Source organism: Rhizobium sp. FG113 (assembly GCF_057809895.1).
In genome coordinates, this window is the sequence record NZ_JBMDKV010000012.1 from 143,962 (window position 1) to 170,791 (window position 26,830).

Below are 26,830 nucleotides of genomic sequence, written 5' to 3' on the forward strand. Positions count from 1 at the left end.
TGCGCATTGCGCAGGATCAATCCTTCGCGGGAAAGGCAGCGATATCGGCGCAGCGTTGATCACGCGCAATGCAGGCCGACGACCAAGCCCCTATGCTCATCCGCGCGAAAATCCGGATGGAGCCCGCCGTGCAGAACGTTCAGCGCAAACATGGGCCTTCGGGGCTGGTCGAGGTTGCAATGGCGGAGCTTCGCGCCGCGCCGCTCCTGGCGCTGCTCGTCTTCGTACCCGTCGTCATCCTGACCGATATGGCGGCACCGGAATCGCACACGCTGCTCTTCATCCTCTCCGTCCTTGCGATCATCCCGCTCGCGGCTTTGCTCAGCCGCGCAACCGAAGCCGTCTCCACCCGCACGGGTGACGCCGTCGGCGGCCTGTTGAACGCCACGCTGGGCAATCTCACCGAACTCGTCATATCGCTCGCCGCCCTGCAGGCCGGGCAATATCTGCTGGTCAAGGCCTCCATCGCCGGTGCCATCGTCACCAACACGCTGTTCATGCTCGGCGGCTCCTTCCTGCTCGGCGGCCTCAAGCATCACCTGCAGGAGTTCAATCGCGTCAGCGCCCGCTTCCAGGCGTCGCTGCTCTTTCTCGCCACCGTCGCCCTGTTCGTCCCCTCGCTTGTCAGCCGCGCCGATCAGGGGCCGGAGATGGTGCAGGCGCTCAGTCTCGGCCTCGCCGTGATCCTGATCGCCGTCTACGCCATGGGCATGCTGTTTTCGCTGAAGACCCACCGCGAACTCTTCGCCAGCATCGGCGAGGCCGAGGAGCATCATGGCGGCTGGGGGCTATCGACCAGCATCATCATCCTGGTGGTGGTCACGCTCTTCGTGGCGTTGATCAGCGAGGTCTTCGTCGGCTCCGTCCAGGCGGCAGCCGAGAAGATGGGGATGACGCCCGCCTTTGTCGGCTTCATCGTCGTGGCGCTCGTGGGTGCGGCGGCGGAAATGACTGCAGCCTTCTCGGCTGCCCGCGCCAACCGGCTCGATCTCAGCGTCGGCATCGCTCTGGGAAGCGCCTCGCAGATCGCCCTCTTCGTCGCCCCCGTTCTCGTCATCGTCAGCTATTTCATCGGCCCCGAGCCCATGTCGCTGCAATTCTGGCCGGGCGCGGTGGCCATGATGTTCCTCGCCATGATGGCGGCGGCACTGCTCTCCAATGGCGGGCGCGGCGCGTGGTATGTCGGCGTGTTGGCGCTCGCCGTCTACGCCATATTCGGCCTGACGCTGTTCCTGCTGCCGCCCGCCGTGTCCTAGAATCCGGCAAAGTTCGGAGATGTGCGCATCCGCGCCACATCCCGCTTCGGCGTCTCCTTGTGCACGCGGACATAGTCGCGGTTGAACTGCGATGGGCTGTCATATCCGACGCGAAATCCCGCCTCGGCCGCCGTCATCCCCTCGACGATCATCAGCCGACGCGCCTCCTGCAGGCGGATCTGGGTGCGAAACTGCAGCGGGCTCATCGCCATCGCCGCGCGAAAATGCTCGTAGAAGGATGACGAGCTCATGCCGGCGATATCGGCCAGTTCCTCGATCGCGAACGGGCTTCCGAAATTGCGGCAGACATAATCCACCGCCCGGCCGATCTGGTTCAGCCGGCTCTCGCCGCTGGCGATCTGCCGGATCAGCCCGCCCTGCGGTCCCGATATCAGCCGATGCAAAATCTCCCGCTCGACAAGCGGCGCCAGAACCGGCGCATCCTCGGGCGCATCGAGAAGACCAAGCAGACGCGCCGCCGCATCGATCAGCCGTGGCGTCGTCTCGCTCACCCGCGCCGCCGCCGGGTTCTCGTCGCGTGCTGGTGCACCCGCGATCATCTCGTTCAGAAGCGTTCGGTCGAACTCCAGCCGCAGGCAGAGATAGGGCGCGTCAGCGCTCGCCTCGATCACCGCACCGATAACGGGCAGGTCCACGCCAACAACGAGATAATGCGCGGCATCGTAGATATAACTGGTATCGCCGATCGTCGCCCGCTTGCGCCCCTGCGCCACGATGCAGCAGGAGGGCTTGTAGAGCGTATGCAGCGGCTCGGTCGTTGCCGAGGATCGTATAATGCCGACGCGCGGCAGCACGGTGTCGAAGTTTCCATCCACTGCCGCATGGCGGTCGATCAAAGTGGCAAGGTCGGCAATTGTTTCCATCATGCCAGCATCGGCTGTCGCGCGCGCTTTGCCAAGGGGGCCATCACCCCATTTCGGAGGATCGTGCAAGAATTCCGGAAAAGCCGTCTACCGCAATTGGCCCCGCCGGCGCGATCCTGTGTCGGTCAACAGATCGCTTGAGGAGCAAGACATGACCGATATGAACAACAAGGTAGTGCTGATCACTGGCGCCAGCAGCGGCATTGGCGCCGCCACGGCCCGCGAATTGGGCCGCGCCGGTGCGAAACTGGTTATCGGCGCGCGCCGAACCGATCGCCTGGACGCTTTGAGCGAGGAAATCCGCGCCGATGGTGGTGTCGTGATCTCGAGAGCGCTCGACGTCACCGACCGCGCCGACATGCAGGCCTTCGTCGATGCCGCTATTGCCGAGTTCGGCCGCGTCGACGTCCTCGTCAACAATGCCGGCGTCATGCCGCTGTCACTGATGTCCTCGCTGAAGGTCGAGGAATGGGATCGGATGATCGACGTCAACATCAAGGGCGTGCTCTATGGCATCGCCGCCGTGCTGCCGATCATGAACGCCCAGCAATCCGGCCAGATCATCAACGTCTCCTCCGTCGGCGGCCTCGCCGTTTCGCCGACAGCGGCGGTCTATTGCGCCACCAAATACGCGGTACGGGCGATTTCCGATGGCCTCAGGCAGGAAAACAAGATCTTGCGCGTCACCTGCATCTATCCCGGCGTGGTCGAATCCGAACTCGCCGACACCATCACCGAACCCTTCGCCGCTCAGGCCATGGTCGCCTATCGCGCCGTGGCGCTGAAACCCGACGCCATCGCCCGCGCCATCCTTTACGCCATCGACCAACCCGCCGACGTCGACGTCAACGACATCGTCGTGCGCCCGACGGCGAATGCGGGGTTGTGAGGGGGAGGCGGGGGGAGGGCTATGGCTTGCTTTGAGCCCGTGACACCCCCCTCTGTCCTGCCGGACATCTCCCCCACAAGGGGGGAGATCGACTCGCGGTTAGGTCTACGCCAAACAATGAGAGTGGAGCGAGCGGCCAAGCCCAGCCGATCTCCCCCCTTGTGGGGGAGATGCCCGGCAGGGCAGAGGGGGGTAATTCTTGCGCCAAGTCAGCTAGTTCAGCAAATCAAGACGGCCGAGCGTTCACCCAACCCATCAACCAACCCACTTACCCAGCAAACCCAACAGCCGCAGGCCGCCCAAGCGCCTTGAACACGGTGCCGACAATCCCGGCCCGGTCGAGCCCGGCCTGCGCGTTCATCACCTCGGGCTTCGCCTGCTCCACCCAGAGATCGGGCATGACAAGCGAGCGAACCTTCAGCCCGTTGTCGAGCAGGCCCTCGGTCGCGAGGAACTGCAGCACATGGCTGCCGAAGCCGCCGACCGCACCTTCTTCAACCGTGATCAGCATCTCGTGGTGACGCGCAAGCTGGCGGATCAGGTCGTGGTCGAGCGGCTTGGCGAAGCGCGCGTCGGCGACCGTCGTCGAAAGCCCTGCGGCATCGAGGTCTTCGGCGGCAAGCATGCAGTCCGCCAGGCGCGTGCCGAAGGAGAGCAGCGCCACCTTGGTGCCTTCCTTGACGATGCGGCCCTTGCCGATCTGCAGGATTTCGCCGCGAACCGGCATCTCGACGCCCACGCCTTCGCCGCGCGGATAGCGGAAGGAGATCGGGCCGGCGTCATAGGCGGCCGCCGTGCGCACCATGTGCTTCAGCTCCGCCTCGTCGGCGGCGGCCATGACGACGAAGCCAGGCAACGTCGCGAGGAAGGTCGTGTCGAACGAGCCCGCATGCGTCGGCCCGTCGGCGCCGACGAAGCCGGCGCGGTCGATCGGGAAGCGCACCGGCAGGCCCTGGATCGCCACATCGTGCACCACCTGGTCGAAGGCGCGCTGCAGGAAGGTCGAATAAAGTGCTGTAAACGGCTTGTAGCCCTCCGCAGCGAGCCCGGCGGCGAAGGTCACGGCATGCTGCTCGGCAATGCCGACATCGAAACAGCGCGACGGAAACACGCTTGCGAGCTTGTCAAGACCGGTGCCGCTCGGCATGGCGGCGGTGATGCCGACGATCTTGTCGTCGAGCTCGGCTTCCTGCACCAGCGCTTCGGCAAACACATTGGTGTAGCTCGGCGCATTCGGCTTCACCTTCGCCTGCGCGCCGGTGATGACATCGAACTTGTTGACGCCGTGATACTTGTCGGCGGCGGCTTCCGCCGGCGCATAGCCCTTGCCCTTCTGCGTCACCACATGGATCAGCACCGGCCCATGCGCATTGTCGCGCACATTGCGCAGCACGGGCAGCAGGTGCTCGAAGGAGTGACCGTCGATCGGCCCGATATGATAAAAGCCCATCTCCTCGAACATGGTGCCGCCGGTCACGTAGCCGCGGGCATGCTCGACGGCGCGGGTAATGGCGCGATCGACCGACTTGCCGAGATAGCTGGTCAGCTTCTTGCCGACTTCGCGCATGCCCATATAGGTGCGGCCAGAGGCCAGACGCGCCAGATAAGCGCTCATGGCGCCTGTCGGCGGCGCGATCGACATGTCATTGTCGTTGAGGATGACGATCAGCCGCGCATCGAGCGCGCCGGCATTGTTCAGCGCCTCATAGGCCATGCCCGCCGACATCGCGCCGTCGCCGATCACCGCGATGACATTGCGCTTCGAGCCGGAGAGATCTGCCGCCACCGCCATGCCGAGGCCGGCCGAGATCGAGGTCGAGGAGTGTGCTGCGCCGAATGGATCGTACTCGCTTTCGGCGCGGCGGGTGAAGCCCGAGAGCCCGCCTTCCTGGCGCAGCGTGCGGATGCGGTCGCGCCGGCCGGTCAGGATCTTGTGCGGATAACACTGGTGCCCGACATCGAAGATCAGCTTGTCGTCGGGCGTGTTGAAGACATTGTGGATGGCGATCGTCAGTTCGACGACGCCGAGGCCGGCGCCCAGATGCCCGCCCGTCTTCGACACCGCGTCGATCATCTCGTCGCGCACCTCGCGCGCAAGCTGCGGCAGGTCGCGATCCTCCAGCTTTCGGAGGTCGGCCGGATAAATGACCTTGTCCAGCAGCGGCGTCTTCGGCGGTTGTGTCACGGGAGGCACTCTTTCTTGTCGTTCTTGTTCTTGTCGTCTTTTCCAGGCGTTTTGGGGCACATAGCCTTTAGGCCATAAGTTGCGGTGAAAGAAGTCGATTTCAAGAACCGCAAGGATCCTTTCTAGAGGAGAACGCTACTCCGGCAAAGGGACGAATTCCTCTTCATCCCCCGGAACGATGTCGAAACGACCGGTACGCCACTCCTCCTTGGCCTTTTCGATCCGCTCTTTCGACGAGGAAACGAAGTTCCACCAGATGTAACGCTTCGAGTTCAGCGCCGCCCCGCCGAACAGCATGAGATGACAGCCTTGGGCACCGCCCTCGAGCGTGATCGCGTCCCCCGGACGGAAGACCAGCAGCTGATCGGCCGCGAATCGGTCGCCCGCGATCACCACCTCGCCGGACAGAACATAGATCGCCCGCTCCTCATGCGCGGCGCCGAACGGGAATTTCGCGCCGGCATCGAGATTGATATCGGCATAGAGCGTGTCGGAAAACACGCTCACGGGCGAGCTCATGCCCGCGAACGCGCCGATGACAACCCGCCCACGCACCCCGCGCTCGTCGATCACGGGCATTGCGCTCTTTTCCGTATGCGCGAAGGAGGGATCGATCTCCTCCTTGTCATCGGGCAGCGCCAGCCACGTCTGCAGCCCGGACATCAGGAGCGGATGGCCGCGCAGATTGTCGGGCGTGCGCTCCGAATGCACGATACCACGCCCCGCCGTCATCAGGTTGATATCACCAGGCCGGATCACCTTCTCGGTTCCAAGGCTGTCGAGATGCCGAATCTCGCCGTCGAACAGATAGGTGACCGTCGACAGCCCGATATGCGGATGCGGCTTCACATCGAGCGCCTCATCCGGCTTCAATATCGCCGGCCCCATCCGATCGAAAAAGATAAACGGCCCCACCAGCCGCCGCTGCCTGGTCGGCAGCGCCCGCCTGACCTGAAACCCGCCGATATCGCTGGTACGGGGGATGATCAAGTTCTCGATGGCGTCGCAGGCAAAGGCATCGCCGGGGAGGGGGTCTTTGCCGGGGAAGAAGGACATGGGGGGCCTTTCTAAAGCGTTTCCTGGTCTTCAGGATACTTCGCCAGGAATGTTTCGAGCTCGGCAAGCAATCGCGGAAGATGCTGGCTGATAGCGGCCCAAAGCACATCGTCCAGTACATCAGGATAGCCATGGCGCAGGATGTTGCCGAAATTCCGGATGCCGTTCCAATTGTGTGAGGGGAATAGCTGTTCAGCAAGCGGACCAAGCTTTACTGCCGCTTCCGAAAGCCGTGAAAAGCATCGTTCGCAAGCATCCTTTACTAGGTTGTTGCGAACATAGTCTCCAAGTTCCATTCCGTGCGAGTATCTGAGAATGGCTTGGCCGTTCTCGACGATATCGCGCATGCGGATGAGAGGGCGCTTAGTAGGCAACGGCGCGGTCCCGTTCCACGTTGCGCTTGAACCGTTCCTTGCCCAAGGGTTCCGCGACTATATCGACGCTGGGCGCGCCGGTGATCCGGCTGATCAGCAGGCGCAGATTTTCTAGCGCGCTGAAATAGCCAAAGCCGGACTGGATCACGGGCTCGGAGAATTTGACAAGCACGTCAAGGTCAGACTCCGCTGTCGCTTCTCCGCGCGCGACAGAACCGAACAGCGACACGTGCTCCGCGCCCGCTGCCCGCAGTTCGGTCTCATGCTTGCGAATGATCGCTATGACCTGATCCTTGTCCATGCCTCCAATATAATCGACCTCTGCGACTTGGTCGAGACGCCGCCACAACCGGCCAAGCCGCCCGCAGCGCTCACATCGCCGTAAACCCGTTATCGACGAACAGATGCGCGCCGTTGACGAAGCTCGATTCATCGCTGGCCAGATAAAGGGCCGCGCGCGCCACGTCCTCCGGCTCGCCGATCCGCCCCTGCTGCGCGGCGATCGCCGCGTCCGAGACATCGACGCCGAGTTTCTGCAGGTCGGCCACTTCGCGCAGGCCATGCGGTGTGCGGATGAAGCCGGGGCAGACCGCGTTGCAGCGGATGTTGCGGTCGCGGAATTCGACGGCGATCGCGCGGGCAAACATGTGCACGGCGCCCTTGGTGGTGTCGTAGAGCACCTCCATCGGCGTCGCCGCCACAGCCGAGATCGACGAGGTGCAGACGATCGACCCGCCGCCGGCCGCAATCATCTTCGGCAGCACCGCCTTGGTCATGAGGAACATCGAGCGTACGTTGACGGCATGCAGCCAGTCCCATTCCTCAAGCGTGGTCTCGAGGAATGGCTTGATGACGATCGTGCCGGCATGGTTGAAGAGCACGGTCACCGCGCCGTAGCGCGCCTCGATGGCGGAGACCGCCGCGTTCACCGCCGTCTCGTCAGAAACATCGGCCGTCCAGAAATCAGCCTCGCCGCCGGCTGCGCGGATTTCACGCACCGTCTCAGCCGCCGCCTCGCCATTGCGATCGATGATCGCGACCTTGGCGCCCTCGGCCGCAAACAGCTTCGACGCCGCCCCGCCCATGCCGGTCGCCCCGCCCGAGACAATCGCGATCTTGCCCTTCAATCTATCCGTCATGCCGTCTCGTCCCCTCTGCTGTTTCGGGGATGATAGACCGACGTTTGGCCGATGGCCAAGGGGTTTGATGGGTAAGGGCAGCGCTGCACCAGCCTGCGATCGAGCACAAACCTTTGCGAGGTGACGCGATCCAAAAGTTACAATCTCGCTGTGGTCATTAACGGCGGTTTTACCGCACGCGCACGTCGCCGCTCGCTGGCGTTGGTATGGCCTTGTCTCATTTCGGGATTGATGCAACCAAGGGGCGCATTTAAACCTGAAAGCCATTCGTACATGCAGTATAAGAAAAATGGACAGCTCGGAAGGCTGGCGAAAAGCGCCGCTCTTCTGGCCGTGTTCGCCACCCTGGCCTCCTGCGCCACCAATCCAAACTCAACCAAAATGGGCGCCGACGGCAAGGATGCCGCCAGGCAGGCGGATGCCATGGTCGCGGACAAGGGCGCTGCTGCCGTCGTGCGCGTTTCGCTCAATGGCAGCTATTGCGTGCGCGGCACCGTCCGCCTTCAGAAGGTCGTCGATGGCAAGATCAGTTCGGGACCATTTACCGAAATCGGGCAGCCCAGCGGCATTTATGGTGCCGATGCGATGGTTAAGAAGCTTGCCAAGACGACCGCGCAAATGCTGACGCTCAACGTGCCGGCGCTGATCAAGGAGAATGGCGTGCGCGATATCCGCACCTCCTTCCGCCCCATCGAGCCGGGCCATTATGCCGTTACCATGATCACTTGCGAGAACGGCAACAGTACCGCATCCATGGGGACTGGAAATGGCGGACTGTTCGGGGCTCAAGGAAAAGAGCCGCACACGCTGCTTGGCGACAATACGATCACCATCGGCAAGGGCCAAATCGTCGATGCAGGCGTAATCGATATCGTTCAGATCAGCAGCGGTGGGTTCTTTTCCAGCGCGCGGGCGCGCCTGGCTGGCTCGGAGGCGCCGCAGACGTTCAAGGATGCAATCCGCCTGAACGTTCCGGAAATCTATCCACGCATCACCTACACGAAATTCACGGCCGATTACGCTCTGTTGTTCTCGGCCCTAACACCGAAGCCTGAGGCAAAGTAAACCTATGAAGACGATCACCACAGACCGCATTTCCCGCCGCGCAGCAAAGTTCAGCGTCGCAATGGCCCTCTCAGCTTGCCTGATGGTTCCACAGGTGGCGTTGGCCGCGCCAAAGAGCAGCAAGGGCAATGATATCGCCATTGCGGCGTTCAAGGATGTCTGCCTTGCATCGGCGCCAACATTCGCCACCGCAGCGGCCAAGGCGAAACGCTATGGCGTAAAAGACGCCGACCAGCAGTTCGGCGGCATGACCGACGACCACTCCATGTCCGTGCAGATCAAGCCCAAGAAGGAATGCGCGGTCACCAGCGAAAACCGCTCGGACCCGACGCTGCATGCGCAGTTCCTTCGTGTGATCGCGGCCTCCGGCGCGGAGGTGCCGAATGACGCCAAGGCAGGAAAGCCTTTCGTCGCGACGATCAAGGGAAAGCGCTTTATCTTCCAGCACGACAGGCGAGGTGGTGAAGCCTACGTGATGCTTAGCCTCGACAAATAAGGCTGGTTCGCAACCGGACGGGGTGAGCCGATCAAGCCCCGTCCAAGGGCTCCACGCCCTGCGGCTTGCCCGCGCGGTCGAGCCTGATCTTCTCGATGCGGTTTTCGGCGGCCGAAAGCAGCGTCTCGCAATGCTTCTTCAGCGCCTCGCCACGCTCGTAGATCTCGATGGACTCGTCCAGCGCCACGTCGCCGCGTTCCAGCCGGGCGACGATGCTTTCGAGTTCGGCGACTGCCTTTTCGAAAGAGAGGCCGGAAACCTCCGGCTTGGCGTTGTCGGTCATGCTCAACCCTTCATCATTCTCAAAACATGCAAGCCTGCCGATTCGGCCAGGCCCTCCAGATCATAGCCGCCTTCCAGAAGGCTGACGACCCGGTTGCCGGCACTTTTGTCGGCCACTTCGAGCAGCCGCCCGGTCGCCCAGTCGAAGTCCTCGCCGACAAGGTTGATCTGCGCCAGCGGGTCGCGGTGATGCGCGTCGAAGCCGGCCGAGATGATGATCAGGTCTGGGCGGAAGTCGTTCAGCGCCGGCAGCACGCGGGATTTGAACGCCTCGCGGAAGTGCTCGCTGCCGACATTGGGCGAAAGCGGCGCGTTGACGATCGTGTCATGCGCGCCGGTCTCCGTCTTGGCGCCGCTGCCGGGATAAAGCGGCATCTGGTGCGTCGAGCAGAACAGCACGGACGGATCGTCCCAAAAGATGTCCTGCGTGCCGTTGCCGTGGTGCACGTCCCAATCGACGATGGCCACGCGCTCGGCGCCATGCTTAAGCTGGGCGTGGCGGGCGGCGATGGCGGCGTTGTTGAAGAAGCAGAAGCCCATCGCTTTGGACTTTTCGGCATGGTGGCCGGGTGGCCGCGAGGCGACGAAGACATTGTCCGCCTTGCCGGTAAAGACGTCGTCGACTGCCGCCATCGCGCCGCCGATCCCCGTCAGCGCCGCCTGCAGGCTTTTCGGGCTGGCATAGGTGTCGGCCTCGAGCTGGTTGATCTCGCCTTCTTCCTCCGGCACCTGCCGCATGACGGCGAAGAGATGCTCTTCCGGATGTGCCAGAAGCACGGCGTCCTCGGAGGCCTGCGGCGCCTGCTGGCGGTCCAGTCGGTCGAAATGCGGATGCCCCAGCGCCACGTTCAGCGCCCGCAGCCGGTCGGATCGCTCGGGGTGTCCCTCGGGCGTGATGTGTTCCAGAAAGATCGGATGTTCGTAAAGGCGGGTGCTCATAAGAGCCTTTCCTGGTTAGATTGAAGCATTCTGTTGGCTCAAACGGAGTCGAATGGTCGTCCGGCCGGCGCGCGTCGTAGCCTAAGCATACGGCCAAGCCGGCCGGACGATCAGGCGGCCCGTTTCAGCCAACCCGAAGGGCCGGGCATCTTTCCGCCAGGATCAAAGGCGATCGGCTCGACCGTACCCGGGGTATGCCCTTCGCCAATCGCCTTTGCCCTGACGAAAACCTGCTCCGGCAGAATGCTTCAAGCTAACCAGGAAAGGCTCTAAATCACTCTATCTGCCTGCCTCGTCATGTTCCACAGCAGATGGGGTAGGGGCTCGCGATTTCAACAATCGTGCGCTGTCATACGCCTTTCGCGTTCATTTACATAATATTAGCTGGACGTTATTCTCGGGGGCTAAAGCAATTCCAGCAAAAGTGTAGCGCGGTTTTGCGTGCGGAATTGCGTGGTAGCAAAGGCTGAGACTGGGAGAAATCGATGAACGCTGCGATGCGCTCCAACATTGTGCAGATCCACGTGCCGTTCCGCGATGTGGACATGAACGGCCAGATGTTCCTCGGCTCCTACATCTCCTATGCCGAATCCGCGCTGGCGAAATTCTGGTCCGAGCGACCCGAGTTGGGAGACGAGCCTCTTTACGTGGCGAGCAAGATCACCTGCATTCTGCATCGTCCGCTGCGCTATGGTGAAATGGTGCTGTTTACGACCGCCGTCGACAAGATCGGCGTGCGCTCCGTCGGCTTCATCATCGCGGTTGACGCAGGCGATGAGCGTGCCGCCGAGGTCGAGATCGTCTGGCAGGCGCAGACGCGCCAAGACAAGGCACCGGTCCCGCTGCCTGAAGTGACGCGGGACTGGCTTTACGGTTTCATGAACTAGGTTCTGGCTTAGCCTTTAACCGGCAGCAGCGGATAACCGGCCATGACCGCGCGGCCGACCAGCGCCGCAACGAACGCCTTGATCACATCACCGGGAATGAAGGCCATCGAGCCGGTAAACGCCGCCTTCAGGCCGATCTGCGCGGCAAAGGCGAGATAGACGATGCCGAAAGCATAGAGCACGACGATCCCGCCCATCATGGCCGCGAAGAAGAAGCCGGTCAGCTGCATGCCGGCCGCCTGGCCGTGCTTCACCAGCCGTTCGCTGATATAGCCGGTCGTGAAGGCGGCGAAGACCCAGCCGATCAGGAAGCCGGTGGTGGGCGCCGCAAACGCCGCCAGCCCGCCGCGTCCGCCGGAGAGAACCGGCAGGCCGATCGCAACAAGCACCAGCACGATCAGCACCGCCACCGTGCCGCGCCGGGCGCCGAGCACCACGCCGGCCATCATCACGCCGAGCGACTGCGCCGTGATCGGCACCGGAATGAAGCCGAGCGTGATCGGCGGCAGAATGCCGAGCGCGACGATGATGGCGGCAAACAGGGCGGACAGAACGAGGTCTCGGGTGCTCATGATGGCTCCGTGGTTCAATAGGTGCTAATTCACATGCCGCCGAATACCGCGCGCGTCAATCGCAGCCGCGATGTTATCAGCATCCTTCAGTGTCAGGATGATCAACGGCACCAGCACCGTTGATGGCCGTACCTTCAGCCCGCGCGCATGGTGCGCCTCGGCAATCGCGTGGTAGCGGCCGATGATTTCAGGCACGAAGCGCACGACCAGCCCGACGGCAAGCCCGACATCGTCGGCCCGCACCAGCCCCAGGCGCTCCAGCGGCCGGGCGGCAAGCGTGATCTCGTCCATGAAAGCGGCGATCGTCGTGGTCGCGGTCACGCTCGCGGCAAACAGCATCAGCGCCGTCAGCCGAAGCAGCGCCACGACGGCGCCATGCCATGGATTGAAGGCGAGGCTGAAGACGGCGACGATGAAAATGGTGAGAAGGATCGGCTTCAAGCGCGCAAGGGCCGCGCGAACCGGCATGCCGATGCCGAAATAGACCGCGCCCGTAGCGACGACGGCGATGGCCAGCAGCGCGATGTTGGCGGTGGCAAACAGCGCGATGCCGAGCACCGCAAGCACGATGAGCTTCACCCGCGCCGAGATCAGGTGCAGCCGGCTATTGCCCTCGACATAGAGCGATTGCATCAGGCAGCGAGCTCCCGGTAGCGGGCGATCGCCTCGGCGGCCGGCGCATCGGCCGCCAGTTGCCCCTGGTGAAACACCAGCACGCGCGGATAATCGGTGATCAGCTCCAGATCGTGCGTGATGACGATGGCGCTTTCGTGCAGGCTCTCGATCAGCCCCTGCACGAGGCCGCGGTTGCGCAGGTCGAGCTGGTTGGTCGGCTCGTCGAGAATGAGGATATCGGGGCCGGTAGCGAGCACCGAGCAGAGTGCCGCCATCTGCAGTTCGCCACCGGAAAGCTCGTGCGCGCGCCGCTCGGCCAGATGCCCGGCGTTGAAGCGATCGAGCACCTCGGCCACCCTGGTCTCGATCTCGGCCTTCGCAAGTCCGCGGCTTTTCAGCCCGAAGGCGATATCATCGCGCACGACGGGCAGGATGATCTGGTTCTGCGGCGATTGGAAAATGAAGCCGACATCGCCAAGCGCTGCCTTCTCGTCCGATGTGTCGCGACCGTTGACGATGACGCGGCCTGACGTCGGCTTGGTCAAGCCGTTGATCAGCCGTGCGAAGGTCGTCTTGCCGGAGCCGTTCAGCCCGATGATGGCAATGCGCTTTTCGGTGAGTTCAAGCGTCAGCGGCTGCAGCGCAGTCCGCGATCCATAGCTGACACCGGCGCTTTCGAAACGGATATTCACTGCGTCCCCCTGAGGTGAAGCGCCGTTCTATAAACGAATGCGGCCGGAGGGAAGATCAAAACGTGGGCGGCTGGAAGCCCATTGCATCCTCGCGCGAACCCGCCATATTCGGGTGGCTAGGAACATTTTCCGGATTATCATCGCTGCCATGACGAAGCTGATCTCCAATGCCGACGCCCGCCGCATCTTTCTGGCCAAGCAGGGCCTGAGTGCCCCGCCCAACCGCGTGCTCACCAAACCCGGCCTGCTACAGCTGATCCACGATCTCGGCTTCGTGCAGATCGACAGCATCCAGTGGGTGGAGCGCGCCCATCACCAGATCCTTTTCTCGCGCAACCAGACCTACAAGCGAGAGCATCTGACGGCGTTGCTCGAAAAGGACGGCGCGCTGTTCGAGCACTGGACGCATGACGCCTCCATCCTGCCGAGCAGCTACTTCCGCTATTGGAAGCACAAGTTCCGGCGGGAGGAGGAAGTGTTGGTGGATCGCTGGCGCAAATGGCGCGGCGAGGGTTTCGAGGATGCCTTCGACGAGACCTACGAGCGGGTGAGCCGCGACGGCGCCATCATGGCGCGCGAGATCAAGGCGGATGGCCACGTCTCCGGAGGCTGGTGGAACTGGCACCCCAACAAGACGGCGCTCGAATATTTCTGGCGCACCGGCAAGTTCGCCATCTCCGGCCGCTCGAATTTCCAGAAGGTCTATGATCTGGTCGAGCGCGTCATCCCGCCCGAGTTTCACGAGCCCGAGGTCAGCCGTGAGGAATTCGTGGACTGGGCCTGCCGCAGCGCGTTGACGAGGCTGGGCTTTGCCACCCATGGCGAGATAGCGGCCTTCTGGGCGTTGGTCTCGCCGGATGAGGCCAAGGGCTGGGTCGTCGCCCACCGAGATGAACTGACCGAGATCCTGATCGAGCCGGCATTGGGCGGCAAGCCGCGCCCCTCTTGGGCGTTCTCGGATTTCCTCGATACGCTCGACGATTATCCCGCGGCACCACCGCGCATCCGGGTGCTGAGCCCCTTCGATCCGATGATCCGCGACCGCAACCGCACCGAACGCCTCTTCGGTTTCTTCTATCGCATCGAGATTTTCGTGCCCGAGCCCAAGCGCGAATATGGCTATTACGTCTTTCCGCTCTTGGAAGGCGATCGCCTGATCGGCCGCATCGACATGAAGGCGGACCGCAAGAAGGGCTCGCTCGACGTCAAGCGCCTGTGGCTGGAGCCGGGCGTAAAACCCTCCGCCGGCCGCCTCGAAAAGCTTGCCGCAGAGCTCGATCGCGTCGCCCGCTTCGCCGGTGTCGAGCGGGTCGAGATGCTGGAAGGTTGGCGCGGCTAAGCGGTTGTCATCGTTGAGATAGTTCGGATTTTAGATGATTACCGCCTGTTAATCTTGACAGGGGTTTACCATGCTTCTTCGCGAACTTCTTAAGGACCGTTCGCCTACGATTGGAGCATGAAAACACGAGCGATCAGATACGCCGCATGGACGGCATGGAACAGCCTCGCCCGCAGGGTCAGAGCACTGATGCGTAACCGTCGCGACGCCCGCGCCGCGGCGACAGGTTCGATCGTTTCGTTGAGCGAACAGCGTGCGCGGATGAAGCCGGTCACCGTCAGGTCCGCCCTGATCGATGCGGTCTATTTCAGCCAGGAAGACGGCAGATTGCGTGTCTGCCTGAACAATGGCGAGGAACGCATGTTCGAAGGCGTGGCCGAAGCCCATGTCATCGCCATGGTGACGTCTGAATCGCCGGGCAAATATTACATGCAGAACGTCAGGACGCGCTTCAAGCGCATCGCCGCCTGACAACGGTTCAAACCGGCGGGTCTTACCCGCCGGCTGATCATCTCACCGGCCTTAGCCGATCTCTGTTTCCGCGATCTTGATGCCGAAGCCTTCGAGGCCGACATAGTGGCGCTCGCTGCGGGTCAAGAGTTTGATCGAGCTGACGCCGAGATCCTTCAGGATCTGCGCACCGAGACCGATTTCCAGCCATTCGCTTTCACGGTTCTGCGCTTCCGCATGGGCTTCACGGCCCTGGCCCAGAGCCTTGCGGCCGTTGTCCTGGTGGCCGACGCCGACAGAACCTTCGCGCAGATAGACGATGACGCCGCGGCCCTTCTCGGCGATCTTCTTCATGTAGTGATCGACCGAGCGCTTGCCGAACAGGTCGTCCACGACGCTTTCGGTGTGCAGGCGCACCGGAATGTCGATGCCATCGCGGATATCGCCGAAGACGACGGCGAGATGCTGCATCGGATCCCAGGGCAGGGAGTAGCTGTGCGCCTTGGCCTTGCCGAACGGCGTCTCGACGTCGAAGCTCGCCTGCAGCTGGATCAGCGTTTCCTTGCGCTGGCGATAGGCGATGAGGTCGGCGACGGAGACCAGCTTCAGGCCGTTTTCTTCGGCAAAGCTCGATACCTGCGGGCCACGCATCACGCTGCCGGTGTCGTTGACGAGTTCGCAGATCACGCCGATCGGCGGCAGGCCGGCGAGCTTGCAGAGATCGACGGCAGCTTCCGTATGGCCCGAGCGCATCAGAACGCCACCCTCGCGGGCGACCAGCGGGAAGATGTGGCCGGGGCGCACGAAGTCGGAGGCGCCGACATTCGGGTTGGCGAGGTTGCGCACCGTCAGCGTGCGGTCGTCGGCGGAGATGCCCGTCGTCGTGCCGTGCTTGAAGTCGACGGTGACGGTGAAGGCCGTCGTATGCGCGCTGTCGTTTTCCGCGACCATGGCGTTCAGCCCGAGACGCTTGGCTTCTTCCTTCGGCATCGGCGTGCAGACGATGCCCGAGGTATGGCGCACGATGAAGGCCATCTTTTCCGGCGTGCAGTGAACAGCGGCAACGATAAGATCGCCTTCGTTTTCGCGGCCGTCGTCATCGACGACGACAACGATTTCGCCGGCCTCGAAGGCCCGGATAGCGTCTACGACGCGCTTCTGATCGTAAGGCATGGGAACGTTCCTATTTCAGCCGGCCGGTCTGGCCGCGGTCTCGAAGGTAGTGGTCGGCGATGGCGCAGGCGATCATCGCCTCACCGATCGGCACGGCGCGGATGCCGACGCAGGGGTCGTGGCGACCCTTGGTGCGAATATCGACATTCTTGCCGTCGGCGTCGATCGACTGGCGCTCGGTCAGGATCGACGAGGTCGGCTTGATCGCGAAGCGGGCGATCACGGGCTGACCGGTTGAAATGCCGCCAAGAATGCCGCCGGCATGATTGGACAGGAAGATCGGCTGGCCGTCATTGCCCATGCGCATTTCGTCGGCGTTTTCTTCACCGGTGATTTCCGCCGCCTCGAAGCCGTTGCCGATTTCCACGCCCTTGACGGCGTTGATCGACATCAGAAGCGAGGCGATATCCTGGTCGAGCTTGCCGTAGATCGGCGCGCCCAAACCGGCCGGAACGCCGTCAGCGACGACCTCGACCACGGCCCCGATCGACGAGCCCTTCTTGCGGATGCCGTCGAGATATTCTTCCCAGACGGGAACGATATCAGCATCCGGCGCGAAGAACGGGTTCTGGTCGACCTGGTCCCAGTCCCAATTGTCGCGGTTGATCTTGTGCTTGCCGATCTGCACCAGCGCGCCGCGCACGCGAACGCCGGGAACGACAAGCCGCGCGATACCGCCGGCCGCCACGCGCGCCGCCGTTTCGCGCGCCGAAGAGCGCCCGCCGCCGCGATAGTCGCGGATGCCGTATTTCAAATCGTAGGTGTAGTCGGCATGGCCCGGCCGATACTGGCGGGCGATCTCGCCGTAATCCTTCGAGCGCTGGTCGGTATTCTCGATCAGCATCGAGATTGGCGTGCCTGTCGAGATCATCGTCTCGCCGTCGGCATCCAGCATCACGCCCGAGAGAACCTTGACGAGGTCGTCTTCGCGGCGCTGCGTCACGAAGCGCGACTGGCCGGGCTTGCGCTTGTCGAGCCACACCTGAAGGTCTGCAAGCTTGAAACGCAGGCCGGGAGGGCAGCCGTCTACGACGCAGCCAAGCGCCGGACCGTGGCTTTCGCCCCAGGTGGTTACGCGGAAGAGGTGACCGAATGTATTGTGTGACATATGCTCCGACCGGATCGCGCCGCCGGGCGTCCCCGGGCCGCGCCATTCTTTAAAAAGGCGCGACACTCATAGGCCAAAAGCCGAGAGGGCAAAAGGCTTTCTTTGCGCCAAACCGTCTCCATTGGGAAACGGTGTTTCCTCAAATCCGAGAACAACCGCGCAAAGCCATACTACGAAGCGATGCGCCAGGCCGTATGGGTGGCTGCTTCGGTGAAGTCGTCGAAGGAGAGGGGGCGCGAGAAGGCATAGCCCTGCAGCAGATCGCAGCCGAGTTCGAGAAGCAGGCTGGCATGCGCGACAGTCTCTACACCCTCAGCCACGGTCTCGACGCCGAGCGAGCGGGCGATGTCGATGATCGAGCGCACCAGCGCGCGCTCCTGCGCCGAGGTGATGATCGGCTGCACCAGCTGCCGGTCGATCTTCAGCCGCTTCGGCTTCAGCTTCAAAAGGCTGACGATCGAGGTGTGCCCCGTGCCGAAATCGTCGATCTCGATATCGATGCCGAGCGCCTTGATCTTGTCGAGGTTCTCGGCGGCGACGTCCTCGCTCTCATCGAGGAAGATCGACTCCACCAGCTCGAACGAAATCTCGCCCGGCCTGATCTGCAGCATGCGCAGCGAATCAGCCAGCGCATCGTCATGCAGGCGCCGCGCCGAGACGTTAACAGAAACCTTGGGAACGGAGACGCCAAGCGCCGCCCACCGCATCTTGTCTTTCAGCGCCGTTTCGAGAACGATGCGGTCGAGCGTCTGCACGACGTTGATCTCTTCGGCGATCTTCAGGAACTTGTCCGGCGTCAGCAGACCCCGGGACGGATGCTGCCAGCGCACCAGCGCCTCGACGCCGGTCAGCTCCATGGTGCGGGCGCTGAATTGCGGCTGGTACCAGGTGGTGAACTCGCCGTTCTCGATGCCCGAGAGGATCTCGTCGGCCAGCCGCTTGTTGTTGATGATGTCGGCCTGCAGATTGTGATTGAAGAACTGGAAGCGGTTGCGGCCCTGGCTTTTGGCGCGGTAGAGCGCGATGTCGGCGTTGATCAGCACCTTGCGGGCATCGACGCGCATGCCGCTCGCGAGCGCAATCCCGATCGACACGCCGCATCGGCAGGCAAACCCCTGGAAGTCAATCGGTTGGCGCATCTCTTCGACGATACGGCCCGAAAGCGCCGACATCTCGGCGTCATTGGCATTGAGCGCCAGGATGACGAATTCGTCGCCGCCGATGCGCGCCACGATATCGCTCGGGCGGATACTGCGAGAGAGCACGCGGGAGGCATGGACGAGCATGGCGTCGCCCGCCGCGTGGCCCAGCGTGTCGTTGATCTCCTTGAAGCGGTCGAGGTCGATGTGCAGGATCGCGAACTTCTGCCTGGCGTGCTGGCCGGCATCGGTCAGCTGCTCCAGCGCCTTGTCGAGCTTGCGTCGGTTGGCGAGCCCGGTCAGCGGATCGTGTAGCGAATTGTGCTCGATGCGGTTGTTGGCGAGTTCGAGCTCGATGTTCTTGCCGATCGCCTCGTCCTTCGCCGCCTTCAGCTCCGCCGTCATCAGCGCGTCTTCGGTGATGTCGAAGGCGACGCCGATGATCTTCAGCTGGCCACTCGAGGTCGCATGCACCTTTCCGGTCGAGCGCACATAGCGCATCGTCCCGTCCTCGGTCGGCACGCGACAGACGACGGTATGCGTATCGCCGACCTTCTTGAAGTACCGCGCGCTTTCGATCGCCAACGGACGGTCTTCCTCGAGCACGCAGGAGAGCCAGGTCTCCTCGTCCATGAATCCGGCGCGCGGCTCCAGCCCGTAGAGTTCGTGCATCCGGTCGTCCCAGAACGAACCGGGCTTGCCGAGCGTGGCCTCGAAGATGCCGCACTGGTAGGAATCAAGCGCCAGATCGAGCTTGCCCGAGAGCTCGGCAAGCTCGGCCTCACGGTGCGAGAGTTCGTCGAGCGCAAGTTCCAGCTCGGCATTCTTGATGTCGCTTATGTCTTTCGCCCGGCGCAGCGTCTCGGCGGCAACCGCATCGGCAGTCACGTCCCAGACGATCCCGATCGTCCGGATGGTGCCGGCGGCGTCGTTATAGACAGAGCCCACCGATCGCAGATAGCGCGTGCTGCCGTCCGAAAGCTCGATCCGGTATTGCGTCGTGTAGGAGGAGCCTGAACGGCCATCTTTCAGCAGGTGGATCTTCGCCACCCGCCGATCGTCGGGAACAATCGTTTCAAGCCAGTCGTCGAGCGAGTAGCTGCCCTCGATCGCTTGTTTGCCGTGCAATGCGGCCGCGCGCCCATCCCAGAACAGGCTCTGGCCGCCATTCCTCAGTTCCCAGATGCCGATATTGGACGTCTCAAGCGCCAGGTTGAGCCGCTGCGACAGCTCCAGCAGCGTCTCCTCGCGCTTTTCCAGTTGCCGGATGTTCTTGTTGCGCTCGCCGAGCAGAAGGGTCGCGAAGAACACGGGAATGATGGTGAGGCAGGCGGCGGCGAGAATGATGAACCGCAGCGTCTGCTGATTCTCTGGAGGGGCGGTCCAGCCGGTTTTCGGCGCCGCCGCGATTTCCCATCGTCCGCCCGCGAATGTGATCTTGCGCGTCAGCGGCCGCTGCCCCAGGACCTCCGGTGAACCGAAGAACGGGGAGACGGCAGCACCCGTCGTTCCAAGATCGCGCAGCGCGATGGAGAGGTGGTCGAGATGCGGATATTTCTCGCGGTTCTCGCTGTCGCGCGCCGGCTTCAGGCCGGTGTTCTCATAGAACATGTCGGCGTCGATCACCGCCTCGACCGCGCCCCAGACCCGCCGCTGGCCGTTCTCTTTTACGAAGACGGGGAAAAAGATCGCGAACGTGTCCTTGCCGTCGAGCGTGCGGATCGGTCCGTAGAAACGCGCCTGCTGGTTGCCGGTGGTGCGCGCCACCGACTGGCGATCCATCAGGAATTCGCGCACGTCGTGGCCGAGCCGATCCTTGCCCTCCGTCGGCGGAAATACCGACTGCACGATGAAATCGGGGGCAACGGCAATATGCACGAAATGCGGGTTCTGGATGAGCAGCCAGTTGATCTGCCGCTCCATCTCCTCGGCATTCATCTTAGAGCTGATTGCGACCATATTGGAGAGGTCGCGCACGATGGTGATGTCCATGTTGATCTGGGCGGTCACACGCGCGCGAATAAGGCTGGTCTCGTTTTCCGTGCGGATCGTCAATTCGCGAAGATTAGCCGCGGTATTGGCGCGATCCAGGCTGAAACCGACGATGATGACGACCACGGCGACCAGGCAGGAAACCAGAAACGAGATATGGGTATTCCGCAAAGAACTCCGCGTTGCCTCGTTATGTTTCCTGCGGAATAGCAAAACCCCAGTCTCCCCGTTTCCTTATGACTGTAAGTAGCGGGTGTTAATTTACGATTTCTTACAGGTAGTATTGGGAACACGTTTTAAGTGTACGGCTGTATTAACGAACCCTCTTGATTGTTGTTAAAATGCGCTTCATCAATTGGGCGGGAATGGTCACGGTTCAGGGCAAATTTCGCCATATTCGGGAGGCTATCTATGCACAATTGGATGTTTGAGTCGTGTTTTCGAAGGAATGCCGTTATGCGCTTCGTAGTTGCTACACTTTTGGCCACAGCGAGTTTTCTGTCGCCGATCAGCGGCTTTGCCGAGAGCGCGGACGTGGAAGCGACGATCAAGAACATCGACATGAGCAATCTCAGCCTCACGCTCGATGACGGCAAGACCTATCAGGCGTCGGAAGAATTCAATTTCGAAGGCTTGAAGGCAGGCGTGAAGGTCATCGTCTTCTATACGGAAGTCGACGGAAAGCGCGTCATCAACGATCTCGATATCGTACAGTAATTCGGCTGGCGCGAAGCCTAACCTCTCCTGATTAAATCCAGGCGATCTGCTTCGTGTCGGTCTCGATCTTGAGAATCCGGTCCTGCGGAATCTCGCCCTCGGCCGCTTCATCCTTCGGCACGTTGGCAATCGTCCTGAACAGGCTGCGAATGACGCCGCCATGCGTGACGCAGACCGTCGGCCGGTCCACCTCGTTCAGCCAGGAAGCCACCCGCCACGACATGATCTCGTAGCTCTCGGCATCGGCACCCGGCGGAATGAAATCCCACTTGTTCAGATTGCGCTCGACGATCCGGTCCTTGGCGGTCGCCTTCAGTTCCTTGACCGTAAAGCCTTCCCAGTCACCGAAAGACACTTCCACCAGACGCTCGTCGGTGCGGTAATCCTTGGGCGGGAGGTTCATTGCCTCGCGGGCGATCTCCATCGTCGCGCGCGTACGGCCGAGCGGGCTCGCGATGAAATCGAACTCGATGCCTTCGACCTTCAGGATTTCCGCGAGATTGATCCCGTTCTGGCGCGCCTGCTCACGACCGATGGCATTGAGCGGAATATCCTTTTGCCCCTGCAGGCGACGTTCCGCGTTCCAGTCTGTCTGGCCGTGACGAATGACGTAGATAAGCAATGATCGGCTCCATATTGCAAACGGCCCCTTATCGCTTCCGCGAGGAGGGGCCGCGAGCATGACTCATAAGAGAGTACGATCAGTCTTTTATGACGGAAATATCCGGCGCGTCCACAGCCTTCATGCCGATAACATGATAACCGCTGTCGGCGTGATGCACTTCGCCGGTGACCGAGCGCGACAGGTCCGAAAGCATGTAGAGGCCGACATCGCCGACTTCTTCGATGGTGACGGTGCGGCGCAGCGGCGCGTTGTATTCGTTCCACTTGAGAATGTAGCGGAAGTCGCCGATACCGGACGCTGCAAGCGTCTTGATCGGGCCGGCCGAGATCGCGTTGACGCGGATGTTCTTCGGTCCGAGATCGACCGCCAGATACTTCACGCTGGCTTCAAGGGCTGCCTTGGCAACGCCCATGACGTTGTAGTTCGGCATGACCTTTTCGGCGCCGTAATAGGTCAGCGTCAGCATCGAGCCGCCATCCGTCATCAGCTTCTCGGCGCGACGTGCGACCGAGGTGAACGAATAGACGGAGATCTGCATCGTCTTGGCGAAGTTGTCCGCCGAGGTGTCGACGTAACGGCCGGTGAGCTCGTCCTTGTCCGAAAAGCCGATCGCATGCACGATGAAGTCGATCTTGCCCCAGGTCTTCTCGATGTTGTCGAAAACCTCGTCGATCGATGCTTCGTCGCTGACATCACAGTGTCCGGCAAGAATGCCGCCGAGTTCAGCTGCCAGCGGCTCGACCCGCTTCTTCAGCGCATCACCCTGATAAGTAAAGGCAACCTCGCCGCCCTGTGCATGAATAGCCTTGGCAATGCCCCACGCAATCGAACGATTGTTGGCAACGCCCATGATGACGCCGCGCTTGCCTGACATGAGGCCTTGTGCCTGAGCCATGTTTCGCCCCTTAAGTAAATTGATCGATCCTGCCTATGGCATAGCCGGCCAGCCGGTTCAAGATTGGCAGCAATCATCAACTGTTAGGGAACGTAACAAAGGGTGCTAATGTCACCTAAAATTCACAAAAACAGGCCGTTCTTCATAATTCTCATCAAATCCGTGACCTTATCGTCGGGCTTTTCCCACAGGATAATGCGCAGTTCGACCACAAGATCGCCCTTTCCGCCATCCGATTTGGACAATCCCTGACCTTCGAAGCGGATTGATTTGTCCGATCCCGACCATGCCGGCACGGTGACCGTCAGCGGTCCGTTCGGTCCGTCGATGCGCGCGTCGGTGCCGAGCACGGCGTTTTCGATGGTGACGGGAAGCACTGTGTGAAGGTCGAACCCGTCGACGGTGAAGTCGGCGTGCGGGGCGATGTGAATATTGACGACCGCGTCGCCGCGCTGCATGCCCGTCAGCTTGTGACCCTGGCCCTTGAGGCGCACCGTGTGGCCCTCGGTGGTCCCCGGCGTCAGCGCGAAGCCGGCATCGCGGCCATCGCCGAGATCGACGTTCACCCAGGCGCCCTTCAGGATGTCCTCGATGGTCACTGTCGCAATGGCTAGCTGATCCGGCGCCTTCTCGGGCGCGGGGGCCGCACCGCCGGTAAAGCGGCGAACGAATGAGGTGAGAAGGCTCAGCGGCTGCAGGACGGCAGCGCTCGCCGCCGCGGTCTCGTCCGCGCCGTGCTCGTCGTCTGCGCTCTTGCCGGCATCGCCGGCCTTGGCGCTCTCGGTAGCCTTATCCGTTTGCTTGTCGGTCTCGGCGCTCTCGGGCTCCGGCCGTTTGGCCCGGCCGGAAGCAAAGCCGCGCGTCCGTCCGCCACCGCTCGCCGCGCGCGCCTGGTTGCCGAATATCCGCTCGATCATCTCTTCCGCGGGCTCGGTAGCGCCGGCCTGCTGCTGCTGTTGCGGCTGTGGCTGCTTGGCGGCCTCGGCGGCCGCCTTCTGCGCCGCTGCGCGCGCCAGCTCTTCCATCACCCGCTCGGCATTTTCCTGCGCCTGCTTGGCGCGGATCGCGGCTTCGCGCGCCGCCTGGCGCTGCGCCATGATGGTGTTTTCGTTCTGCTTCTCGTTCTGCTTGGCTTCGGCTGCCCGCGCCGCGCTGTCGAAGAGGCTGCGCTTCTTCGGGTCCTTCAGCGTGTCGTAGGCGCGTCCGATCTCGGCGAAGCGAGCGCCGGCCAGCGGGTCGCCCTGATTATGGTCAGGGTGCACCACCTTGGCCATGTTGCGCCAAGCTGCCTTGATCTCGTCCTGCCCCGCGTCGCGCCTGACGCCCAATATCTTATAAGGATCGCGCATGTTCCAAACCGCCCGGTGTCCAAATGCGAGGTGCCCTGTCCGGCACTCCGCAGCCCCGATTAAACTCATTTGGTGCGCCGAAGTTCGCTTCGCGAGCAGAAAATCTGCGCACATATGCGAACCACAGTCCCGCAAACTTGCTAATCAGTCCTTATTTGGCGTCAGGACACGCCACGGTTTTATGCGGAATGGTTATCTTTTGCTAAATCTGGAAACGTAGCCGGGGGCAGCCGTTAACGACTGCCTGAAAAGGCCGCTCAGCTCTCTGGCTGGAAGCTCAGGAGCTGCCAGTTGCCGCCGCCGACGAGGCAGGTCTTGCCGTAGAATTTCGAGATGCCGACATAGGAATGGCGCGTCGTCTTGAACTGACGGCAGACCTGGCCGGTGTCGTTGTTTTCGACGATCGTGTCGATCACACCGGCGCTGCCGGTGGAAGCGTTCGCCCAGGGAAGGGGGCGTCCCTGCAGGCCGTTGATGTCGGCCGAGGTGACGGCATTGCCCACGGTCATTTCGTCGGAGATGCTGTCGCTTGTCGGCGCCGGCTGCGGCACCGTGCCCGTTGCAACCGAACGGTCGACCTTGTTGCTGCTGAACATATCAAGCCCGCCGGCCATGCAGCCGGAGAGAGAAAGCACTGCCATTCCGACAACGCAGATGGCCGCGCATTGGCGCATGAGGCCCTTTGTATGACGAACTGACTTTGCTATGACTTCCACCCTGTGTCCTGTCCAGTAGTTTTGGGCTGGGCAATTATCGAATAAACCCGGGGCATTTGAGCTAATATGTCGGAAAATGAGTTAACAACCAGTGACTTCACCGAGCAAAACGAGCCGTTCCAGCTCTTTGCGGATTGGCTGAAGGAAGCCGAGGCTTCCGAGATCAATGACCCGAATGCGGTGGCGCTTGCGACGGTCGATGAAGACGGCCTTCCCAATGTCCGCATGGTTCTCCTTAAGGGATTCGATCAAGACGGATTTGTGTTCTACACGAATTTCGAAAGTCAGAAAGGCCGCGAAGTCCTCGGCCAGAAAAAAGCGGCCATGTGCTTCCACTGGAAGACGCTGCGCCGCCAGGTTCGGCTGCGCGGCCCGGTTGAAGTGGTGAGCGACGAAGAGGCCGACGCCTATTACAAGACCCGCGCCCGCGGCAGCCGCATCGGCGCCTGGGCCTCCAAGCAGTCGCGCCCGCTCGAAAGCCGCTTCGCGCTGGAAAAAGCCGTCGCCGAATACACCGCGCGCTATGCCATCGGCGAGATTCCGCGCCCGCCGCACTGGTCCGGCTTCCGCATCAAGCCGACCTCGATCGAGTTCTGGAAAGACCAGAAGTTCCGGCTCCACGACCGCATCGAGTTCCGCCGCGCCACGCCCGAGGGCGGCTGGGACAAGGTGCGGATGTATCCGTAAGCATCGCCTCGGTGGCGTCTGCAATCACCCGCGCAAAGGCGGCACGAACCCGCCGCCGCTGACATCGAAACGGAGCGCCGCGCAACCACGGCGCTCCTCGCTCGAATTTTCATCCTAGGTTGAAAAGATCGTGCCTCGGGGCGCTGGCGTCACCTGGAAATGGCGCGCCGCCTCAAAAGAAAGTGATCGGTGGATAATGTCGGCGGGGAGGGCCTAGCCCCTCAGCCGCGATTGCCCATCAGTTTTAAGGGAATCCCCGAAGCAAGGCCGGAGACATAGCGCGGCTTCTGATAGAGCCCGTTGATCGACAGGCGCGGCAGATAGGTGGAGCGCTCGAGCGATTGCCGGCCGATCACGCCGGGCTGCGTCGTCACCGCCAGAGAAAAGCCGAGATCCCTAGCGATCGCCGCCTGCTGCTGCGTCACCGCCTCGCGCGTTCCATATGGATAGGCAAACGCATCAGGCCGGTGGCCGCTGATCACCTCGACATAATCCTGGGAGTGCGTCATCTCATCGCGAACCTCGGCGTCGGAAAGCCGCGCGACGGCACGGTGGCTGACCGTGTGGGCGCCGAGCGAGGCGAGCGGGCTGGCGTCCAGGAGGTTGAGCTCTGGCGCGCCCATCACCAGATCGTCGACGATCTCGGTGGGGTCGATCCCATGCGACCGCGCCAGCGCATCCACGGCCTCTACAGCAGAGGTCTCCTCATGCATATGAATATAGCGTGCGAAGCGGGCAAAGGCGCGGTGCTTGTCAGCGGGTGTCGCGATGTCGATCGTCTCGACGCCAGCCCCGAAATCGAAGCTCAGCCTGTCTTCGCGCCGCAAGAGCGCCGTCAGCGTCTCCCACCAGATCGTATGCGTCCGCTCCACCAGCCCCTTGGCCACGAAGATCGTGAACGGCGCCTCATGCCGCTCGAAGACGGGCATGGCGTAGACGAGATTGTTGCGATAGCCGTCGTCGAGCGTAAACGCCGCGAAGGGCTGCGACGGTTTGGGCTCAGCGAGCGCGTCGGGAACATCAGCAAGCGACACGAATCGGTAGCCGTCGCTCTTCAGCCGCGTCAGCACAGCGTCGAGAAAGTCCGGCGTGATCTCCAGATGCGCGTTCGGCGAAAAGGCGGCCGGCTCGTGGGGGCGAACGTGATGCAGCGTGAAGATCGCGCCCATGCCGCGTGCGCCGCGCATCAGCCCGACCGAGCGCAGGAGGTTTGCCACCTCCAGCCCGCCAGTTATCGCGATCCGCTTTGCCAGCGTTCTGGCGTTCATCATCTCCGCTCCGTTTGCGGGGTCGTGAGGAGGGCGACCCT

General features: G+C 62.3%; 28 protein-coding genes. 9 read left to right on the forward strand and 19 right to left on the reverse strand.

Annotation, left to right across the window (positions count from 1 at the left end):
- Nucleotides 1-179 precede the first annotated feature (179 nt).
- Nucleotides 180-1,256, forward strand: a complete 1,077-nt coding sequence (gene cax / locus ACODTZ_RS23975; RefSeq protein WP_489028732.1) for a calcium/proton exchanger — start codon at nt 180-182, stop codon at nt 1,254-1,256.
- Here cax and ACODTZ_RS23980 read toward each other — a convergent pair.
- Entirely contained in the window at nt 1,253-2,143 is an 891-nt protein-coding gene (locus ACODTZ_RS23980) for an AraC family transcriptional regulator N-terminal domain-containing protein (protein WP_489028649.1), read from the reverse strand. The two genes, cax and ACODTZ_RS23980, sit on opposite strands and share 4 nt — an antisense overlap.
- Before the next feature lie 148 nt (nt 2,144-2,291).
- On the opposite strand from ACODTZ_RS23980, the gene ACODTZ_RS23985 reads away from it, so the two are divergent.
- On the forward strand, nt 2,292-3,029 hold the full coding sequence (locus ACODTZ_RS23985) for an SDR family oxidoreductase (protein WP_489028651.1): 738 nt from the start codon (nt 2,292-2,294) through the stop codon (nt 3,027-3,029).
- Nucleotides 3,030-3,297: 268 nt separating this feature from the next.
- Here ACODTZ_RS23985 and dxs read toward each other — a convergent pair whose 3' ends face one another.
- The 5 genes from dxs to ACODTZ_RS24010 form a co-directional block, all read right to left on the reverse strand.
- The gene (gene dxs, locus ACODTZ_RS23990; RefSeq protein ID WP_047508446.1) at nt 3,298-5,214 is read right to left on the reverse strand and encodes a 1-deoxy-D-xylulose-5-phosphate synthase; all 1,917 of its coding nucleotides are present in this window, start codon (nt 5,212-5,214) and stop codon (nt 3,298-3,300) included.
- A 135-nt stretch (nt 5,215-5,349) separates the two neighbouring features.
- Nucleotides 5,350-6,270, reverse strand: a complete 921-nt coding sequence (locus ACODTZ_RS23995; protein ID WP_489028653.1) for a pirin family protein — start codon at nt 6,268-6,270, stop codon at nt 5,350-5,352.
- Between the two features lie 11 nt (nt 6,271-6,281).
- Entirely contained in the window at nt 6,282-6,617 is a 336-nt protein-coding gene (locus tag ACODTZ_RS24000; protein ID WP_489028655.1) for a HepT-like ribonuclease domain-containing protein, read from the reverse strand.
- Nucleotides 6,618-6,633: 16 nt separating this feature from the next.
- On the reverse strand, nt 6,634-6,945 hold the full coding sequence (locus tag ACODTZ_RS24005; RefSeq protein WP_489028657.1) for a nucleotidyltransferase family protein: 312 nt from the start codon (nt 6,943-6,945) through the stop codon (nt 6,634-6,636).
- A 70-nt stretch (nt 6,946-7,015) separates the two neighbouring features.
- A complete protein-coding gene (locus ACODTZ_RS24010) occupies nt 7,016-7,783 on the reverse strand; it encodes an SDR family NAD(P)-dependent oxidoreductase (RefSeq protein WP_209232853.1) in 768 nt (255 codons plus the stop codon).
- Nucleotides 7,784-8,056: 273 nt separating this feature from the next.
- Between ACODTZ_RS24010 and ACODTZ_RS24015 the strand changes: the two genes are divergently transcribed.
- Together ACODTZ_RS24015 and ACODTZ_RS24020 are read left to right on the forward strand one after the other, a co-directional pair.
- Nucleotides 8,057-8,848 (forward strand): hypothetical protein, encoded by a 792-nt coding sequence (locus ACODTZ_RS24015; protein ID WP_489028659.1) that lies wholly within the window; start codon nt 8,057-8,059, stop codon nt 8,846-8,848.
- Nucleotides 8,849-8,852: 4 nt separating this feature from the next.
- Nucleotides 8,853-9,344, forward strand: a complete 492-nt coding sequence (locus ACODTZ_RS24020; RefSeq protein WP_489028661.1) for a hypothetical protein — start codon at nt 8,853-8,855, stop codon at nt 9,342-9,344.
- 31 nt (nt 9,345-9,375) lie between these two features.
- Here ACODTZ_RS24020 and ACODTZ_RS24025 read toward each other — a convergent pair whose 3' ends face one another.
- Both ACODTZ_RS24025 and ACODTZ_RS24030 read right to left on the reverse strand, forming a co-directional pair.
- Nucleotides 9,376-9,627 carry an exodeoxyribonuclease VII small subunit gene (locus tag ACODTZ_RS24025; RefSeq protein ID WP_047507965.1) on the reverse strand — a complete coding sequence of 84 codons (252 nt, stop codon included), beginning with the start codon at nt 9,625-9,627 and terminating at the stop codon, nt 9,376-9,378.
- Nucleotides 9,628-9,629: 2 nt separating this feature from the next.
- Nucleotides 9,630-10,565 (reverse strand): histone deacetylase family protein, encoded by a 936-nt coding sequence (locus ACODTZ_RS24030; RefSeq protein ID WP_489028663.1) that lies wholly within the window; start codon nt 10,563-10,565, stop codon nt 9,630-9,632.
- 485 nt (nt 10,566-11,050) lie between these two features.
- Between ACODTZ_RS24030 and ACODTZ_RS24035 the strand changes: the two genes are divergently transcribed.
- Nucleotides 11,051-11,452 carry an acyl-CoA thioesterase gene (locus tag ACODTZ_RS24035; protein ID WP_489028665.1) on the forward strand — a complete coding sequence of 134 codons (402 nt, stop codon included), beginning with the start codon at nt 11,051-11,053 and terminating at the stop codon, nt 11,450-11,452.
- 8 nt (nt 11,453-11,460) lie between these two features.
- Here ACODTZ_RS24035 and ACODTZ_RS24040 read toward each other — a convergent pair whose 3' ends face one another.
- Genes ACODTZ_RS24040 through ACODTZ_RS24050 form a run of 3 tightly spaced genes read right to left on the reverse strand, consistent with a single transcriptional unit; the run spans nt 11,461 to nt 13,331 of the window.
- Complete coding sequence (locus ACODTZ_RS24040; protein ID WP_047507957.1) at nt 11,461-12,024, reverse strand: biotin transporter BioY; 564 nt, start codon at nt 12,022-12,024, stop codon at nt 11,461-11,463.
- Nucleotides 12,025-12,048: 24 nt separating this feature from the next.
- Nucleotides 12,049-12,657 carry an energy-coupling factor transporter transmembrane component T family protein gene (locus ACODTZ_RS24045; protein WP_489028667.1) on the reverse strand — a complete coding sequence of 203 codons (609 nt, stop codon included), beginning with the start codon at nt 12,655-12,657 and terminating at the stop codon, nt 12,049-12,051.
- A complete protein-coding gene (locus tag ACODTZ_RS24050) occupies nt 12,657-13,331 on the reverse strand; it encodes an energy-coupling factor ABC transporter ATP-binding protein (protein ID WP_489028669.1) in 675 nt (224 codons plus the stop codon). Before ACODTZ_RS24050 ends, ACODTZ_RS24045 begins: the two co-directional genes overlap by 1 nt.
- Before the next feature lie 148 nt (nt 13,332-13,479).
- Between ACODTZ_RS24050 and ACODTZ_RS24055 the strand changes: the two genes are divergently transcribed.
- Nucleotides 13,480-14,670 (forward strand): winged helix-turn-helix domain-containing protein, encoded by a 1,191-nt coding sequence (locus ACODTZ_RS24055; protein ID WP_489028671.1) that lies wholly within the window; start codon nt 13,480-13,482, stop codon nt 14,668-14,670.
- Between the two features lie 117 nt (nt 14,671-14,787).
- Nucleotides 14,788-15,141, forward strand: a complete 354-nt coding sequence (locus tag ACODTZ_RS24060) for a KTSC domain-containing protein (RefSeq protein ID WP_081992997.1) — start codon at nt 14,788-14,790, stop codon at nt 15,139-15,141.
- A 51-nt stretch (nt 15,142-15,192) separates the two neighbouring features.
- On the opposite strand, the gene ribB is transcribed toward ACODTZ_RS24060, so the two are convergent.
- From ribB to ACODTZ_RS24075, 3 genes are all read right to left on the reverse strand, one after another.
- The gene (gene ribB / locus ACODTZ_RS24065; RefSeq protein ID WP_047507948.1) at nt 15,193-16,293 is read right to left on the reverse strand and encodes a 3,4-dihydroxy-2-butanone-4-phosphate synthase; all 1,101 of its coding nucleotides are present in this window, start codon (nt 16,291-16,293) and stop codon (nt 15,193-15,195) included.
- Nucleotides 16,294-16,303: 10 nt separating this feature from the next.
- Nucleotides 16,304-17,401, reverse strand: a complete 1,098-nt coding sequence (gene aroC, locus ACODTZ_RS24070; protein WP_489028674.1) for a chorismate synthase — start codon at nt 17,399-17,401, stop codon at nt 16,304-16,306.
- 170 nt (nt 17,402-17,571) lie between these two features.
- Nucleotides 17,572-20,703, reverse strand: coding sequence for a bifunctional diguanylate cyclase/phosphodiesterase (locus ACODTZ_RS24075; RefSeq protein WP_489028676.1), 3,132 nt, complete (start codon nt 20,701-20,703; stop codon nt 17,572-17,574).
- 285 nt (nt 20,704-20,988) lie between these two features.
- Between ACODTZ_RS24075 and ACODTZ_RS24080 the strand changes: the two genes are divergently transcribed.
- A complete protein-coding gene (locus tag ACODTZ_RS24080) occupies nt 20,989-21,249 on the forward strand; it encodes a DUF1344 domain-containing protein (RefSeq protein WP_018902046.1) in 261 nt (86 codons plus the stop codon).
- Between the two features lie 31 nt (nt 21,250-21,280).
- On the opposite strand, the gene ACODTZ_RS24085 is transcribed toward ACODTZ_RS24080, so the two are convergent.
- The 4 genes from ACODTZ_RS24085 to ACODTZ_RS24100 form a co-directional block, all read right to left on the reverse strand.
- Nucleotides 21,281-21,871 (reverse strand): histidine phosphatase family protein, encoded by a 591-nt coding sequence (locus tag ACODTZ_RS24085; protein WP_018902045.1) that lies wholly within the window; start codon nt 21,869-21,871, stop codon nt 21,281-21,283.
- A 79-nt stretch (nt 21,872-21,950) separates the two neighbouring features.
- Entirely contained in the window at nt 21,951-22,769 is an 819-nt protein-coding gene (fabI, locus tag ACODTZ_RS24090; protein ID WP_026283646.1) for an enoyl-ACP reductase FabI, read from the reverse strand.
- A 122-nt stretch (nt 22,770-22,891) separates the two neighbouring features.
- Nucleotides 22,892-24,118: a DnaJ C-terminal domain-containing protein gene (locus ACODTZ_RS24095; RefSeq protein WP_489028679.1), complete on the reverse strand. Its 1,227-nt coding sequence runs from the start codon at nt 24,116-24,118 to the stop codon at nt 22,892-22,894.
- A gap of 257 nt (nt 24,119-24,375) precedes the next feature.
- Entirely contained in the window at nt 24,376-24,834 is a 459-nt protein-coding gene (locus ACODTZ_RS24100; protein WP_026283645.1) for an RT0821/Lpp0805 family surface protein, read from the reverse strand.
- A gap of 66 nt (nt 24,835-24,900) precedes the next feature.
- On the opposite strand from ACODTZ_RS24100, the gene pdxH reads away from it, so the two are divergent.
- Nucleotides 24,901-25,521, forward strand: coding sequence for a pyridoxamine 5'-phosphate oxidase (pdxH, locus tag ACODTZ_RS24105; protein WP_047507936.1), 621 nt, complete (start codon nt 24,901-24,903; stop codon nt 25,519-25,521).
- A gap of 221 nt (nt 25,522-25,742) precedes the next feature.
- Here pdxH and ACODTZ_RS24110 read toward each other — a convergent pair whose 3' ends face one another.
- A complete protein-coding gene (locus tag ACODTZ_RS24110) occupies nt 25,743-26,792 on the reverse strand; it encodes a polysaccharide deacetylase family protein (protein ID WP_489028681.1) in 1,050 nt (349 codons plus the stop codon).
- Between the last annotated feature and the right edge of the window lie 38 nt (nt 26,793-26,830).